Source organism: Mucilaginibacter terrae, from assembly GCF_031951985.1.
Classification (GTDB): domain Bacteria; phylum Bacteroidota; class Bacteroidia; order Sphingobacteriales; family Sphingobacteriaceae; genus Mucilaginibacter; species Mucilaginibacter terrae_A.
The window spans coordinates 1,202,068-1,219,236 of sequence record NZ_JAVLVU010000001.1 but is presented as its reverse complement, the minus strand read 5'-3'; the positions used below and the strand labels follow the sequence as shown (position 1 = coordinate 1,219,236).

Below are 17,169 nucleotides of genomic sequence, written 5' to 3'. Positions count from 1 at the left end.
TACTATGATTATTTTTACCCAAAAACACAGGGGTTTACCCTTCCTATGTCCCGTAAAAAGCAAGCTCTTTGCATTGTTACTTTGTTTGGGCATGCTGTTTTCGCTACAGGCATCGGCACAAAAAATAACGGTTGATTACAAAAATGTACCGTTTGCAAAAGCCATAGCCGATTTTTCGAAAAAGAGCGGCTACCAGTTTGTGTATGATGCATCATTCTTAAAAAATGCTTCGCCGGTAACCCTGAGCGCCAGCAATACCGATTTCAGCGAACTGGTTCCGCGTTTATTTGCCGGGCAGCCGTTCACTTATGAGATCAGTAAAAAAATTATCATTATCAAAGCACGCCCTCAATTAACTACCCCCGTACAGGTTAGGGGTAAAATAATTGATACGCTGGGTACCCCGCTGCCCGGTATTGATGTGCAAGTAAAAGGTGAAACCGCGGTTGCCAAAACAGCCCTTGACGGTACGTTTACTATCCCATCATATAATCCATCGCCGGTAATAGTAACCCGCAGCATGGGTTATACTTTAAAAGAAACGCCGCTTAGCAATGTAAAATCATCAGACTTAATAAGTATTGTGATGATTGCCAGTAATGTGAATCTCAAGGAAGTAGTGTTTACCGGTTACCAAACACTTTCAAAAGAGCGCAGCACGGCGGCTATTGTTAAAATAGATTCGACAACGTTAAATCAGCAGATCAATCCTTCCCTGGCCTCGGCTTTAGAGGGTAGGGTATCGGGTTTACGTTTTACTCCATCAAGCAATGATTTACAGTTGAGGGGGCCTGCCACATTTTCTTCGGCTGTTACCACCTATCCATTGGTAGTAATTGATGGTTTGCCAACTAATAGCCGCATCGAAGATATCAATCCCTATGATATTGCTTCGATATATGTGTTAAAGGATGCTGCTGCGGCATCAATTTACGGTTCAAAATCGGCCAATGGTGTTATTGTGTTAACCACCAAATCGGGTGCTAAGGGCAGCGTGAGCATTAATGCCAATGCCGATTATTTTGTAACCACCAAGCCCGATCTGGATAAAATGCATTATGCTAACACCAGCCAGATCATTGATTACGAAACTGCCAAGTACAAAAGCGAGTTACTCAACTACGCCAATGCTGGTGCCATGTTTGCTTACTATGGTGATATAGGCAATGGTACTATACGTTATTACTCGCCGCTGTACCAATTATACCGCTCTCAGTACGAGGGTAAAATTACAACCGATCAGTTGAACAGCACCCTTAATAGCTGGCGAAATAATGATTACATTAAAGACTATACCAACAATGTTTGGCAAAACGAAACCCGTAACCGTTATAACCTTTCGTTGAGTTCGGGTTCGGCCAAAAGCAATAGTTTCGTATCACTTAACTATGATGAGAATGCCATGCGCGTTAAAGGGAACGAAAGCAAGGCGCTAACCATGTATTTTAAAAATACGTTCGATTTTAATAAATGGCTTACCGCAACCGTTGGTTTAAACGGCAGGTACACCGTATCCAACGCTACCGACGGTGACTACGGTAACTATGATCTGCAGGAACGCTACGCACGTATTGTTGATGAGAACGGCAATCCCGTACTATCAGATTATGTGAACGTGAGTGATGGTTTTTCAAGCGGCGGTGCCATTAACGGTCAGGTAGCTTCAAAATTAACAGGCAATGCCGATTTTAAATCGTACAAGTTTAATGTATTGAATGAGCTGCAAAACGGTGTAACCAATACCAAGGCATTTAATTTACGTGCCTTTACCAGCCTGCGTGCTAAAATTATAAAAGGACTTAATTACGAGGTGTCTTTTCAGTACGAAACATCAAACACCAACAAAGAGCAGTTCTATGCGCAGGAATCATACAAAATGCGTTTCCTGTATAACACCATGACCTCCCTGAATGCAACTACAAATAAGTTCGAGCATAATGTAATTACTACCGGTGGCCGTTTAAGGCAAGATAATGGCCGTTCTTATAACTATACCTTCAGGCAACAATTAAACTTTGATAAAACCTTTAAAACCGGTAACTATGAGCATAATATAGTTGCTATTGGTGGTTTTGAAGCCCGTCAAAGTGAATCTCCGCTTTATGTTAGCGATATCAGGTATGCTTATGATCCACAGTTGCTTAGCTCACAAGCTATGGATTTTAAATCGTTAAGTACTACGGGTATAACCAGTTATTTATATGGCCGTCGCACTATGAGCGGCAACAATGGCGTGCTGGCTAATCCGCTTAGCCGCAATGTTTCATTTTATGCCAACGGTGCTTATACCTTAAATAATAAATATAACGTAACGGGTAGCGTTAGGATTGACCAGGCCAGTTTTTTTGGTTTAGATCCTGAATACCGCTGGAAGCCAATATGGTCGGTAGGTGGCGGCTGGAACGTAAGCAATGAAGAGTTTATGAAAGATGCTACCTGGCTCGATTATCTGAAAGCAAGGGTAACTTACGGTATTAATGGTAACTCCGATCTATCTTCTTCGCCTTATGCAACGGCATCTTATCGTAACGATAACTTGTACCCCAGCTTAATTTATACTAACCTGTTAACTTATCCTAACCCCAAATTACGTTGGGAAAAAGTAACTACAACCAACTTAGGTTTTGATTTTTCGGTATTTAAAAACCGTATCAAAGGTAGTATCGACCTGTATAACCGTTACAGCTCAGACCTGTTAACCAATAACGACCTCGACCCGACAGTAGGTTTAAAAACCCGCGTTATTAACAATGGTAACATGCGTAACCGCGGTATTGAGGTAATGTTAAGTTCAGATTGGTTTAAAAGCAAAGATTTTACCCTCGGTTCGAGCATTGTGTATGCTTACAACAAAAACACCATTATTGATGTAAACTACAGCACCACAAGTGCCTTCCCTTACATATCATCACCTACCGATTACTATTACGCCAATACATCGTTCCAAACCATGTATGCTTACAAGTACGGTGGTATGGTAAATGGCTATCCGTATTTTCTGGATCAAAATGGCAACTCTAACGTAACCTTTGATGCAAACGGAACGCCAACCAACGTAGTATCTATCAACTCGCCTTCGGCTTTGGTAGCGGTTGGTAAATTGCTGCCCTCGTTCAATGGTTCATTCTCGCAACGTATAGGGTACAAAAATTTACAGTTGAACATGCTGTTTATTTATTCGGGCGGTAATAATTTGCGTAAAGAAGTAGTTCCTTTATCGGCTATTACCTCTAACACCTACAACGAAGGTATAGGCCAATTATACACCAACGGCTTTACCGATATGCCGCGCTTATACTTTGAGTACCCTAACGCCATTAAAAATTACGCAAGCACATTAAGTGATCTTTGGCGCTACGGCGATAATCAAATTGCAAGTGCCGATTATATTAAACTGCGCAACATATCGCTATCATATATCATTAAGAATGATTTCCTGAAACGTATACATATGACCAATTTACGTTTAACAGCACAGGCCAACAATCTTTGGTATTGGAGCGCGGCCGGAAAAGATATTGATCCAGAGGCTTACAACCTGAATGGTGGTACCCGTGGTTTAACTATACCAAAATCGTTTTTAGTAGGATTAAGTGTCGGATTTTAAAAATGCAATCAATCATGAAGATCAAAATATACTTTACGCTTGCCTTAGTTAGCTTGTTCAGCCTTTCGGCATGCAATAAATACCTTGACGTTGTACCTAAGGGCAAAACAGTACTATCAACTACCGAAGATTATTATAAGTTGGTTTCTTTCCCAAACAGGGGATACTATACCGGTAATTTTACCTATCTCACAGATGATTTATGGATAAAAGAATCATATGTAATAGGCTTGCCTAAAAATATGGACATCATCAATTTTACTTTTGATGAACAGGCCAACCGCCCCGATTATTTAACCTCCAGTAGTTATTACAACCAGGTTTATGCTTACATAAACCGCTGGAACACGGTACTCACCATGATTGATGATACTGATGGTGATGCCTCAATGAAAACTCTTGCTAAAGCCGAGGCTAAAGTTTTAAGGGCTTTTGATTATTTCATGCTCATTAACGTTTATTCAAAATCGTACGACCCGGCAACGGCAGCAACCGACGGCGGCGTAGTAATTTTAGATAAATACGATCTGGAAGCCAAAAAAGCTAAATCGAGCGTAGAAGAAGTTTATAGGTTTATACAAAACGACCTTGATGAGGCCTTGCCTTATTTGCAGGAAAAGCCTTTGGATGTATACCACCCATCGCTGGCATTTGCTTACGCTTTAAAAACCAAGGTACACTTGTTTAAACGCGAGTATGCGCAGGCTAAAGCAGCTGCACAAAAATCATTAGGTTATAACGGACAGATATTTGACCTGGTTAAATACACCACCCAGGGCGGACCAACATCTTTATCCGTTACCGCTGCCGATAACCCCGAAGTGCTGAACTATGCCTACATGACTGGTTACAACGAATTAAACTTTGCTTATACATACCTGATGAGCCCCGAGCTTAAAGGTTTGTTTAACACTACAGATTCGCGTTACAACCTGTTTTTTACCACCGGTCCAAGTCCGTTTTTGGATGCAGGTGCCGGTACAGCTTTCTGGAATGTGCCTTACACCAAATTTTTCTATCCAACAGTAGGTATGAAAACTACCGAGGTTTACCTGATGCTGGCCGAGATATATGCACGTGAAGGCAACTACACCGAGGCTATGAACATCATTAACAACCTGCGTTCAAAACGTATAACCAATGCTGCACAGGCCCAACTTGCGGTACCAACCACAACCAAAGCCACTATGGATATTATTATACAGGAGCGCCGTAAGGAACTGATGTTTGGTGTAAACCGCTTTTTCGACCTCAAGCGCTTTAACCTGGAGCCCGATTATGCCAAAACACTGGTACATACATTTCCTATTGTAAACAAAACGGTGCCACAGGTAACGTATACCTTAAAGCCAAACTCGCGCATGTATATAGTTCCGTTTGCGCAGGATGTGCTTAAGCTTAACCCTTTGCTTACGCTAAATACCAACGAAACTATATCATTCAGATAAGCGATCTATTTTTTAATTATATGAAGTATGTGATGATGTATGGCCTTTTGCTGTGCGGTTTAGGTGCTTTTGCTCAAAAGGCTGCACCAACCCCGGCAAAAGCCGATACAACAAAAAAGCCCGTTGCTGTGCAGCCGTACAGTAAAATTGTACCGGCAAGCGCCCGTAAGCAAAATGGTGTGTTTACCGTGGTTTATAACGATAACAAGTACTACTTTGAAATACCTGATTCGTTGTTTAACCGCTATTTTCTGGTGGTAACCCGCTATACCGGTACACCCTCGGGCAATGTGAGCATGGGAGGCGAGGAAACCAACGAGCAAACGGTGTATTTTGAAAAAGCGTCCGGCAATAAGGTATTTATGCGTGGCGTGGTTTACCGTAACGATAGTGCCGATAGCACACAGGCTATTTACAAATCGTTAAAGGTATCGAACGTAAACCCTATTGCAGCTGCTTTTGACATTAAGGCAATTAACACGGCCGATAAACGTACCGTAATTGACGTTACCGATTTGTTTAAAAAAGACAACCCGGTAATGAGCATCAGCTCCAAGGATAAAGGTATATCTAAAGTAGGAAGCATTGCCGATGATCGTTCGTTCATCGAAAAAATTGCGGCTTACCCGATGAATATCGAGGCGCGTACGACTAAAACATATACGTCGACCTCATCGTCGCTTTATGCCGCACAGGTGGCGGGTGCCATCACCTACAGCTTTAACGTATCAATGGTATTGTTGCCTAAGGAGCCTATGAAAAAGCGCTTTTTTGATGAGCGTGTAGGTTATTTTGCCAATCGTTATACGTTGTTTAATGAGAACAGCCAGCGCACGCAAACGCAGGATTATGTTCAGCGTTACCGCTTAGAGCCTAAGCCCGAAGATGTAGACAAATACAACAAGGGGATTTTGGTGGAACCTAAAAAGCCGATAGTGTACTACATTGATCCGGCTACGCCAAAAAAATGGCGACCATACCTTATTGCCGGTGTAAACGATTGGCAAAAGGCTTTTGAAAAGGCCGGTTTCAAAAATGCCATTATGGCTAAGGAGTGGCCCGAAGGTGATAGTACCATGAGTTTGGAAGATGCCCGTTTTTCGGTCATCAGGTACATGGCTTCTGAAACGCCTAATGCTTACGGACCGCGCATAAGTGACCCGCGCAGCGGCGAGATCATGGAAAGCCACGTAGTTTGGTATCACAACGTAATGAAACTGGTACACAACTGGTATATGATACAAGCCGGAGCCATTGACCCGCGTGCCCGTAAAATGGAGTTTGATGATGAACTGATGGGCGAACTGATCCGTTTTGTATCATCGCACGAAATTGGGCATACCATTGGTTTAAGGCACAACATGGGCGCCAGCAGCCAAACCCCGGTTGAAAAACTACGCGACAAAAAATGGGTAGAGGCCAATGGTCATACCGTATCAATTATGGATTATGCCCGCTTTAACTACGTTGCCCAGCCCGAAGACCACATTAGCAAAGAAGGCATTTACCCACGCATAGGCGCTTACGATAAGTGGGCTATACAGTGGGGATATAAAGTTTTTCCTGGCGAACAGAATGAGGAGCAGGAGCACAAGTTGCTCAACAAACTGGCGGTTGACAGTCTTACCCGTAACCCACGCCTGTGGTTTGGGGGCGAAGGCAAGAACGAAGATCCTCGCAGTCAGGCCGAAGATTTGAGCGACAATGTGACCCGCGCGAACGAATACGGCATTAAAAACCTGAAAAGGGTAGTAGCCATGCTACCACAATGGACCCGCGAAGAAGGCGACCAGTACGATAATCTGAAAGAGTTGCATAAAGCCGCTGTAAGCCAGTTTTCACGTTACGTTGATCATGTTGCTAAAAATATCGTGGGCAGGTATATCACCAATAAAAGTGTGGAGCAAAGTGGTGCTGTTTATACCGCCATACCCAAGCAACGTACCAAAGAGGCCATCAGGTTCATAGGTCGCCATGTATTTGAGGCACCGTTATGGTTATACCCCGATAATATAACCAACAAGCTGGGCACTAAAGTGGCCGATGATATTCTCGATCAGCAAAGCAGGTATATCAATACGCTTGTTGCGCCAACCTATTTGTACAACTTGCAGATGATGGCGCTTACCACGCGTAAAAACTACCCGGTAGCCGAGTACCTGAATGATGTAAAGCGTGAGATATGGAAGCCGTTTGGTAAAAACGAGCTGGCCAACAGTATGAGGCGCAGTTTACAGCGCTCTTATGTTGAGAAGTTGCAATTCATCATTAACCCTAAACAGGTTAAAGAAGGTTGGATAAAGTCAAACGCCCAGCGCGATGATACCCGCCTTACGGTTTTGGAGCATACCAAAAAGTTACGTGCCGAGGTAAAAGCCATGGCGGCAAAAAATCCTAAATATGCAGCTCATTACAATGATATTGTGCACGAGATAAATAAGATACTTCACGAACAAAATAAACTTTAATTGAACAGGTTATGAAAATTTTAAAAGTTTTAGCCATTGTACTGGTGGTGATGGCTGGTAAGGCTGCCTTTGCCCAGCAAGACAGTACGCTTGCTCAACGCGATTCGGCTATTTCGCGCCGTAATGATACCGCCTTGCCGGCCTACCTGGCCGTAAAAGACGGGCTTGTGAAATCAGACTCGGTAGGTGTTGCCGCTGGCGCACAAAAGTTTGCCGATGAAATGATCAAGGTAAGATTGCGCTCGCATGAGTTGGAAAACCTGATGGCTATGAAAAAACTACGTGCCGATATTATTGAAGAAGCAAAGGCAATGGCTGCCACAAAAAACATTAACGAGCAGCGCAAGCACTTTGCCATCGTATCAAAAGGCTTTTGGGAGCTTGCCGAAAAATACAGGTTTATTAAAGAAACCAAAGTTTATTACCAGCAATGCCCCATGACCGGGGTTACATGGGTAAGCAATAGTAAGGAGATCAAAAACCCTTACTATCCTAAAAATATGCTAACCTGCGGCGAGGTTAAAGGTCAGTTATAAAATAGCCGCTCTACATCTTCAAGCGTTCTTTATTTGAGTTTAGTTAGTTATAGTTTCACAAGGCATCTTAATTGGAGAGGATGCCTTGCTTTTTTTTAAAAAAGACATAAAAACGATATTTACATTCAGGCATTTTATAACTTTGCATAGTTGAAAAATTACAGAACACATATGGTTTTACTGCTCATCATGAGCCTCGGCTTCTTTTTGATGCCGGGAAAAACATATGCCTGTGTTTCTGCAAAAGCGCAAAAGGAGAGATCGGCTTGCAAAAAAATGCAAACTGATAAGCACGATGCCAAGCATGATTGCTGTAAAGGCAAAAAACAGCATAAAAAAGCGTGCGATGGCAAATGCAAAAGTTGTGTTTGCAACAATGTACCGGCTACACATTTTAGTATGCTGGCTTCCGTAAATTCAAATGCTCAACATGCCTTTGCCGAAACTCAAAAAACAACATTCGGCTATAAAGCTGCCCATTATTCTTCGGGCTATATTTCTATCTGGTTACCGCCTAAAATAAGCTAAAACCTTGGCTCAATAGCCATAAGTGTGTTTTGTCGGGATGCTGTTCAGGCTTGCCCGTAAATTCTGTATTTAACTTATTTAAACTTTTTAACATGAAATCAATATTAAAAATATTGGTAGTGCTTGCTGTGGCGCTGTCAACCCAAAATACCTACGCTCAAATTAAAAATGCCCAAACTGTAAACCTCAAAATATACGGGGGTTGCGAAATGTGCGAATCGACCATTGAAAAGGCCGGTAATGTAAAAAACCTTGCACAGGTTGATTGGAACAAAGATACCAAAATGGCTACGCTGACCTATGACAGCAAAAAAACCGGCACCGATGAAATTCTCAAACGCATTGCCCTGGTAGGTTACGATAGCGAAAAGTTTTTAGCCCCCGATGATGTGTATGCCAAACTACCCGAGTGCTGCCAATATACCCGCGAACTAAAACCTGCCGTTAAAGCTGATACGCATGCAGAAAACAATCATACAGCGCATAACTCAACCCAAACATTAACTGAGCAAAAAACACAGTTGCAGGCTTTGTTTAATAATTATTTTGCTTTAAAGGATGCTTTGGTAAATACCGATGCTGCTTCGGCCGCTCAAAAAGCAACTGCAATGATTGCTGCGGTTAAAGCTGTGGAGATGAATAAACTCAGCGCCAAAGAACACGAGGTTTGGATGAAAGTAATGAACGATTTAGCCACCGGGGGCGCAGGAATTTCAGCATCAAAAGACATAGCTAAACAACGTGCCGCATTTGCACAGCTCTCAACCAACGTTTATGAACTGGCTAAGGTGGCCGATTATGGCAGCACACTTTATTACCAGCATTGCCCTATGTACAATGGCGGTAAAGGCGGTAACTGGTTGAGCAAAGAGGACGTTGTTAAAAATCCGTTCTATGGTTCGCAAATGCTTACCTGTGGTTCGGTGCAGGAAACCATCAGCAGTAAATAAGCATTCGGTAACAGCAATAAAAAGTAGGTGTGCTGTAATGGCTCCGTACTAAAGTATTTAAAAATGACCCAACATAAATTTATTACGATCATGGTTGTGCAGGCAGTTTTTTTACTGCTTGCTCAGCCATCTCTATATGCCCAAAAGGTGGTGAGGTACGATTTAACCGTGACTGATACCACCGTAAACTACGCCGGTAAAGCCAAACGCGCCATTGCTGTTAACGGGCAAATACCCATGCCAACGCTCACTTTTATCGAGGGTGATACCGCGGAAATTGTAGTGCATAACCAGCTGAAAGAAAATACATCGCTGCACTGGCACGGTATATTTTTACCCAATAAAGAAGATGGTGTGCCTTTCCTTACGCAGCATCCCATTAAGCCGGGTGCTGATTACACTTATCGTTTCCCCATTATTCAAAACGGTACGCACTGGTACCATTCGCACTCGGGTTTGCAGGAGCAAATTGGCATGTATGGCAACATTGTATTGAAGAAACGCGCCGATGATAAAACCTTCCGTAAGGGAATAGACGACCTGCCCGCCGTGCCGCTCATGCTAAGCGAGTGGACCAATCTCAACCCCAACAATATCGACCGTATGCTGCACAGTGCCAATGATTGGGCGGCCATTAAAAAAGGTGCCACCCAATCATACGCCGAAGCTATACGCGAAGGCAAACTTGGGGTAAAGGTGAAAAACGAGTGGAAACGCATGACCGCCATGGACGTAAGCGACGTGTATTACGATAAGATCCTCATCAACGGCAACAACCTTACCGACCTGAAAAGCGTTGACGGAAAAATCCTAAAAGCGGGCGATAAAGTGCGCCTGCGAATCTCTAACGGTGGCGCATCATCTTACTTTTGGTTACGATATGCTGGTGGAAAAATGACCGTGGTAGCCAGCGATGGTAACGATGTGGAACCGGTTGAGGTTGACCGATTGATCATTGCCGTATCAGAAACCTATGATGTGGTGGTTACCATACCACAGGAGGGTTTATCGTATGAGTTTATGGCCACCACGGAAGACCGTACGCAATGGGCCAGTTATTACATTGGTAACGGCATCAAACAGCTCATATCACCTTTGCCGCGCCTAAAATATTTTGAGGGTATGAAGATGATGAACGACATGATGAAGATGAACGGGGACCTCGATGATATGGGCATGAAAATGAGCCTTAATCAAATGGACATGAACGTGGTAATGTATCCCGAAATAACCGGTGCGGCAGGAAAAAAAACTAATTACGTGGGGCATAGCATGAACATGGATAAAAACCCTAACCGTTACAACGCTAATGCGCTGGGCAGTATTGTTACGCTCAACTACGCCATGCTCAAAGCGCCGCACAAAACCACGCTTCCGCCTGATGCATCTTTGAAAAATATCAAATTCACCCTAACGGGTAACATGAACCGCTATGTGTGGAGCATGGATAATAGAGTACTATCTGAAAGTGATAAAATTCCGGTAAAGAAAGGGGAGATATTACGTATTACGCTCTACAATAACTCCATGATGCGGCACCCTATGCACCTGCACGGGTTCGATTTCAGGTTGTTAAATGGTAAGGGGGAGAAATCACCGCTCAAAAATGTGATAGACATTATGCCCATGGAAACCGATACCATTGAGTTTGAAGCCAACACCGAGGGCGATTGGTTTTTCCATTGCCACATACTATACCACATGATGGCCGGTATGGACCGCGTTTTTGCCGTGGGCGATTATAAAAACCCCTTACTGCACGATAAGGCCGAAGCCTACAAAATGCTGCAACAAGAAAGCAACATGCCGCATTTTATGGCCCAAAACGATTTTGCTACCAACGGTAACGATGGTGAGGCCATGTTTCAAAACACGCGCTGGTCGGTTGGTACCGAGTGGCGTTTGGGTTACAATAGCATGCACGGTTACGAAGTGGAAACGCACGTAGGCCGGTACATTGGTAAAATGCAATGGCTGATGCCGTTCATTGGGTTTGATTGGCGCTACCGTAAAATGGGGATGGATGAGCACGAAACCAACATCTTTGGCCAAACCAATAAAAAAGATAGCCGTAGGGCTGTGAGTTTGGGTGTGATGTACACGCTGCCCATGCTCATCAATTTTCAGGCTGAGGCTTATCATAATGGCATTGTGCGCCTGTCGCTAATGCGCGAGGATATCCCCGTATCTAAAAGGTTGCGAGCCGGTTTCATGGTGAACACCGATAGAGAATACATGACCGATCTGCGTTATGTGATCAACAAAAATGTAGGTATTCGTACTCATTATGATAGTGATATGGGATGGGGTGCCGGATTGTCGTTGAATTATTAATAAAGATTACTTTCCAGCAAATAGCCTCGGATTACTTAGATAATCCGGGGCTTTTTTATTGAATAGATTCTTGTTTTCAACAAGCATTGGCGTATCAAACCCTATTGCCTAATTTCGGCCCTGAGAATATGGGACAGTTGTTAAGGATAAATTTCGAAAATAAGGATTACACATTTAAGTTGTTGAGCACCCTGCCCAACGATCGCAAGGTTAACGAACTGGAGCTGCTTGTGGCCGGCGAACAACAGGTAATTGAACGCAATGCCGATAAATGGAGCTTTAAGGATAACACCGATGCCGAATTTAACCGTCTGGCCGATGCCATTGGCAAAGCCATTACCTTACGCTTCCGCATTATATGAAAGTTATTATTGCCGAAAAACCATCGGTAGCACGCGAAATTGCTAAAGTGTTTGGAGCCAACACCAAGCGTGAGGGGTACATTGAGGGCAAGGGGTATACTTTTACCTGGGCCTTTGGTCACTTGTTACAGCTGGCTCCGCCGCAGGAGTACGGCTATTATGGATGGAGCGTGCAAAACCTGCCTATGTTGCCGCAAAAATTTAAGCTGGCTATTCGCAAGGTAAAAACCAAGGAGGGGATGGTTGACGATCCCTCGGTTAAAAAGCAGCTCGATATTATTAAAGGACTGTTTGACGAAGCCACCGAGATCATCGTGGCAACGGATGCCGGGCGCGAAGGGGAACTCATCTTTCGCTACATTTATTACTTTTTGAAATGTAAAAAGCCGTTTAAAAGGCTTTGGATTTCGTCGCAAACCGATGCGGCTATCAAAGAGGGGTTCCGCAATTTGAAACCGGGGACCGATTACGACACGTTGTTTAATTCGGCGCATTGCCGCTCACAGTCCGACTGGTTGGTGGGCATGAATGCCACGCAAGCGTTAAGCCTGTCGTCGGGTACACGGTCGGTTTTATCATTGGGTAGGGTACAAACGCCTACACTGGCCATGATATGCTCCCGGTATCTCGAAAATAAAAACTTTGTACCGCAGATATACTACCAGGTAGCCATACAGGTTGATAAGGACGGACAGTTGTTTCGTGCCATATCAGCCAACAGTTATAAAACCAAAGAGGAAGCCCAGACCATTGCCGATAGGGTAGAAGATGTGGCAGCAGGTTTCCCTCAAGGCGGACACATATTAAGTGTTGAAGCCAAGCCCCGCAAAGAACCGCCACCGTTACTGCATGATTTAAGCAGTTTACAGCAGGAAGCCAATAAACGCAAAGGTTTTACGGCCGATTATACGTTAAGCCTGTTGCAAAATCTATATGAAGGCAAGCTGGTAACCTATCCGCGTACAGGTAGCCGCTACATTGGCGATGATGTTTTTGCCACTGTACCTGGACTGATAGACAAGTTTACCGGTCATGATGTTTTTGGCAAACAGGCTACCGCATTAACCACCGCCAAACTAAACAAGCGCAGTGTAAACGCTAAAAAAGTGACCGATCACCACGCTATATTACCCACAGGTGAGGCGGCACGGCAATTAACCCCCGACCAACAGGCCGTTTATGATATGGTTGTTGGTCGTATGCTGGAAGCTTTTCACCAGGATTGTATTAAGGAGATTACCAAGATAGCGGTACAATCGGGCAGTAAATTTATGGCAAGTGGCACCGTTATAAATACACCCGGCTGGCGTGCCGTTTTTAACGATAAGGACGAGGAGAAAAAGGACGAAGAAAATGCTTCGTTACCTAAAGTTACCCAAGGCGAAAACCTGCCGGTAACCAATAAAGCTGTGCTCGAAAAGCAAACCAAGCCTAAGCCCTTATACAACGAAGCCTCGTTACTAAAAGCTCTTGAAACTGCCGGCAAAGAAATTGAGGACGAAGAACTGCGTTATGCCATGAAAGACAGCGGATTGGGCACTCCAGCTACCCGTGCATCTATTATTGAAACACTGGTTAAGCGCGATTATATTACTAGGGAAAAGAAAAACCTGGTACCTACCGAAACCGGTCTGTCGGTTTACGGTGTTGTAAAAGATCAGCAGATTGCCCAGGCCGAACTTACCGGCAATTGGGAAAAGCGCCTGGAAGAAATACGTTCGGGAGCATCGGTAAACTCTTTTTTGGCCGAGATACAACAGTATACCCGTTCAATCACTTCAGAGATGTTGAAAGCCGGAACAGCTTTGCGGGTGGTTGCCAAACAAATATAATACAGTCAATGTAACTAAGCTGCTATGGCATGTTTTTCATAAATCATGTGCAGGGTTTCTTTGCGCATGGGTTTTGATATAAAATCGCTTACAAACGAAAATTCTTGTGAACGCTTTTTATCGGCCGGATCGATAGAAGAACTGAATACATATACACAAACCTTTTTATCTAAGGATTTATATACGTTTTCAAACTGCTCCAAAAAATCCCAGCCGTTAAATTCAGGCATCTGCAAATCAAGTAAAATTACATCGGGAGTTTGGGTGCCACAATTATTCCTGACTTGTAACTGGTTAAGCATCACCCTTGCATCCGAAAAGTGAGTGGCGTTTGAAAAAATTTGCTGAGTTTGGCACATTCTCTTAACCAGCATATGCTCAATCGGGTTGTCATCAATCATGGCTAATTGGCAAACAGCCTCCACACTTTCCTTCATCAGGTTTTTACTCATCACAGTCTAAATTAAATAGTTGTACTCTTAGGGGGAGTATATGCCTTTTAACGTGAACTTTATACAGAAAGTTACGAAACTTTATTATATCGAAAATTAATTTCAATTGTTGGTGTTAAATTCGTCTTCCACATTTTCGCTAAGGTCGTATAATAGCCATTGATGGTTGAGTACGTTCTGCTTTTCGGTTTTAAGAAGCTTTATAAAATCGGCAACGCCTAAGGGCTCATTACCATTGCCGTGTATAAGTACAATGCTCCCCGAAGCTGCATTTTGCCCTTTTGCCAGCCAGGCATCGCTGCCAACAGGAATAAGGCCGTAACCTGTAACGCGGGTTATCAATTGCTGATCAGACACTAATCCTGGAAAACGAAAGAATACTGAAGGTGTTAAGCCGTTTTGTAGCATGGCTATTTCGGTTCCTAAAATTTCAAAATTCAAATCAGTTGCGGGTTCCAGCAAAAAATTAACTTTTAATGGTAGTCTGGGGTTAAAGTGATGGTTATAGGTATGGTTAATCCAGGTTATGGATAGGTCGCCGTATTTTTCAAGGCTTTTCAACCAGGCAATATCATCAGCATGGGTAAGCATAAAGCGGCCGGTTAAGGATAGGGCCACGGGTATCGGCGTTTTTACTTTTTTAAATTCGGCAATGAGGTTGGTGAATATAATGCGGTCTAATGGTTTGTGCGAGGGGCAAAGATCGATGGTAAGGCTGATGCCCTTTTCTTTAGGAAAGCCATGCGATATACCAGCATCCTGCAAACTGGTAGCCTGCTGCTGCGCCGACCCAAGCGCATTTACATAAGGCGTATTTTTAAATGCTGAAAGCACATCGGCATAAGTAGATGTATTAACCGTGATTTGAGTAGCAGGGAGCACCGCGGTTGTTAAGGTGTTTGGGTCGATACCTAAATAACACCTTTTACCGTTTCGCTCAAACTTGCGCGATATAATGATCTTTTTGTTCTGATAGTTGGCTACACCCCAAAATATACGATAGTTTTTTACCGGCTGAGCAATAGTGGCCAAGGTTAGTGATGTAAATATTAGCGATAGAACGCTGTATTTAAGTTTCATTATGAGGAATGGTTGGTTGTCAAATGTAATATTTACGCCAAAAATATTTCAATTAACGTACATCAATGTATATCCGCAGGTTTGTAAACCATTTGTTAAATTAGGCTGCTATTGCCTGGAGAGTAAATTTGCTGTATTTATTTTTAGTACCCTTGCCGGTAATTGACCTTAATATAGTTACCACGTGTCCGAACAAGTACAAGAACGACGTTTAAGCCTGTTACAGGCAACCGCCATTAACATGACCGATATGGTAGGCATTGGTCCGTTTATTACCCTGCCTATGGTAATTGGCATTATGAACGGGCCATACTTTTTATATGCCTGGCTGGCCGGTGCTGTACTATCGTTGGTTGATGCCACCATTTGGAGCGAATTAGGAGCGGCCTTCCCAAGGGCTGGTGGTTCATATAATTTTTTGAAAGAAACTTATGGCAAGGATAATCTGGGACGCCTCATGAGCTTTTTGCTGGTTTGGCAAACCATGATTCAGGCACCGCTGGTAATTGCTTCGGCAGCTATAGGCTTTGCCTCGTACTTTTCTTATTTGGTGCCGTTAACCCCCTTACATTCAAAAATGATAAGCGGGGGAGTGGTAATAGCTATTGTGCTGCTGCTTTACCGTAAAATTGAAGATATAGGCAAAATAAGTGTGACTCTTTGGGTAATTGTAATAGCCACATTAGCCTGGATAATTGGCGGAGGAATATGGCATGGCAACATGATGCACCCCATAGCTCACATAAACGATGGACTTAACCTCAACTTTGCCTTTGTAACGGCTATTGGGTTTGCCAGCGTAAAAAGTGTTTACAGCTATTTAGGTTACTACAACGTATGCCATTTAGGGGGCGAAATTGTAAATCCGGCTAAAAATATTCCGCGTAGCATGTTTATATCAATTATAGGTATTGCCATGCTGTACCTGTCAATGAATATTAGCGTAACCAGCGTTATACCCTGGCATGTGGCTAAAGACAGCGCCTTTGTGATCAGTGCCTTTATGCAGGAGTTATCGGGGCCGTTTGCCGCCAAGGTGGTAACCTGTATGATCTTGATAGTAGCCTTTGCCTCGGTGTTTTCGGCCACTTTGGGCTATAGCCGCATACCGTATGCAGCGGCAGCCGATGGTGCCTTTTTTAAGATCTTTGCCCGATTGCACCCCACAGGGAAATTTCCATATGTATCGTTACTATTCCTGGGCGGGGTGGCCTTCGTATTCAGTTTACTTTTTAAACTGAGTGAGGTAATCAGCGCTATATTGGCCATGCGTATTCTTATTCAGTTTATTGCACAGGCCTACGGGCTCATACTACTTAAACGCAAACGTAAAGAGGTCAACTTTCCATACAAAATGCCGTTTTTTCCAGTGCCTGTTTATCTGGCTATTGCCCTGTGGGCGGGTATTCTTATATCAACAGGTTTAAGTATGGTTTTGGGCGGTTTAACGGCTATTGTAAGTGGCACAGCTGTTTATTTTATTAAGTCGAAAATTAATAAGGAATGGCCTTTTGAAAAAGCTGATGCTATTTAATGCTCCATTTTTTCAATGGAAGAGATTAAGCTACCTTG

Annotated in this window: 12 protein-coding genes; 10 read left to right on the top strand and 2 right to left on the bottom strand. The window is 43.4% G+C overall.

Going from position 1 to position 17,169, the window contains the following annotated elements; genetic code table 11:
- The first annotated feature begins 91 nt into the window (after positions 1 to 91).
- The 9 genes from QE417_RS05070 to QE417_RS05030 all read left to right on the top strand — a co-directional run bounded on the left by QE417_RS05070 (position 92) and on the right by QE417_RS05030 (position 14,065).
- The gene (locus tag QE417_RS05070) at positions 92 to 3,607 is read left to right on the top strand and encodes a SusC/RagA family TonB-linked outer membrane protein (RefSeq protein WP_311947962.1); all 3,516 of its coding nucleotides are present in this window, start codon (positions 92 to 94) and stop codon (positions 3,605 to 3,607) included.
- 14 nt (positions 3,608 to 3,621) lie between these two features.
- The gene (locus QE417_RS05065) at positions 3,622 to 5,055 is read left to right on the top strand and encodes a RagB/SusD family nutrient uptake outer membrane protein (protein ID WP_311947961.1); all 1,434 of its coding nucleotides are present in this window, start codon (positions 3,622 to 3,624) and stop codon (positions 5,053 to 5,055) included.
- A 20-nt stretch (positions 5,056 to 5,075) separates the two neighbouring features.
- Positions 5,076 to 7,523 carry a zinc-dependent metalloprotease gene (locus QE417_RS05060; RefSeq protein WP_311947959.1) on the top strand — a complete coding sequence of 816 codons (2,448 nt, stop codon included), beginning with the start codon at positions 5,076 to 5,078 and terminating at the stop codon, positions 7,521 to 7,523.
- Between the two features lie 11 nt (positions 7,524 to 7,534).
- Complete coding sequence (locus QE417_RS05055) at positions 7,535 to 8,059, top strand: DUF3347 domain-containing protein (RefSeq protein ID WP_311947957.1); 525 nt, start codon at positions 7,535 to 7,537, stop codon at positions 8,057 to 8,059.
- 171 nt (positions 8,060 to 8,230) lie between these two features.
- Positions 8,231 to 8,587 carry a hypothetical protein gene (locus tag QE417_RS05050; RefSeq protein ID WP_311947955.1) on the top strand — a complete coding sequence of 119 codons (357 nt, stop codon included), beginning with the start codon at positions 8,231 to 8,233 and terminating at the stop codon, positions 8,585 to 8,587.
- A gap of 92 nt (positions 8,588 to 8,679) precedes the next feature.
- The gene (locus QE417_RS05045) at positions 8,680 to 9,537 is read left to right on the top strand and encodes a DUF3347 domain-containing protein (protein ID WP_311947954.1); all 858 of its coding nucleotides are present in this window, start codon (positions 8,680 to 8,682) and stop codon (positions 9,535 to 9,537) included.
- 63 nt (positions 9,538 to 9,600) lie between these two features.
- Complete coding sequence (locus tag QE417_RS05040) at positions 9,601 to 11,871, top strand: multicopper oxidase family protein (RefSeq protein ID WP_311947952.1); 2,271 nt, start codon at positions 9,601 to 9,603, stop codon at positions 11,869 to 11,871.
- Positions 11,872 to 11,999: 128 nt separating this feature from the next.
- Positions 12,000 to 12,233: a hypothetical protein gene (locus QE417_RS05035; protein ID WP_311947947.1), complete on the top strand. Its 234-nt coding sequence runs from the start codon at positions 12,000 to 12,002 to the stop codon at positions 12,231 to 12,233.
- The gene (locus tag QE417_RS05030; protein ID WP_311947945.1) at positions 12,230 to 14,065 is read left to right on the top strand and encodes a DNA topoisomerase 3; all 1,836 of its coding nucleotides are present in this window, start codon (positions 12,230 to 12,232) and stop codon (positions 14,063 to 14,065) included. The genes QE417_RS05035 and QE417_RS05030 overlap by 4 nt, the downstream gene beginning before the upstream one ends.
- A gap of 14 nt (positions 14,066 to 14,079) precedes the next feature.
- Here QE417_RS05030 and QE417_RS05025 read toward each other — a convergent pair whose 3' ends face one another.
- Positions 14,080 to 14,517 carry a response regulator gene (locus tag QE417_RS05025; protein ID WP_311947944.1) on the bottom strand — a complete coding sequence of 146 codons (438 nt, stop codon included), beginning with the start codon at positions 14,515 to 14,517 and terminating at the stop codon, positions 14,080 to 14,082.
- A 102-nt stretch (positions 14,518 to 14,619) separates the two neighbouring features.
- Positions 14,620 to 15,597, bottom strand: coding sequence for a polysaccharide deacetylase family protein (locus QE417_RS05020; protein WP_311947943.1), 978 nt, complete (start codon positions 15,595 to 15,597; stop codon positions 14,620 to 14,622).
- Between the two features lie 184 nt (positions 15,598 to 15,781).
- Between QE417_RS05020 and QE417_RS05015 the strand changes: the two genes are divergently transcribed.
- Positions 15,782 to 17,131 (top strand): APC family permease, encoded by a 1,350-nt coding sequence (locus QE417_RS05015; protein ID WP_311947942.1) that lies wholly within the window; start codon positions 15,782 to 15,784, stop codon positions 17,129 to 17,131.
- Positions 17,132 to 17,169: the final 38 nt, after the last annotated feature.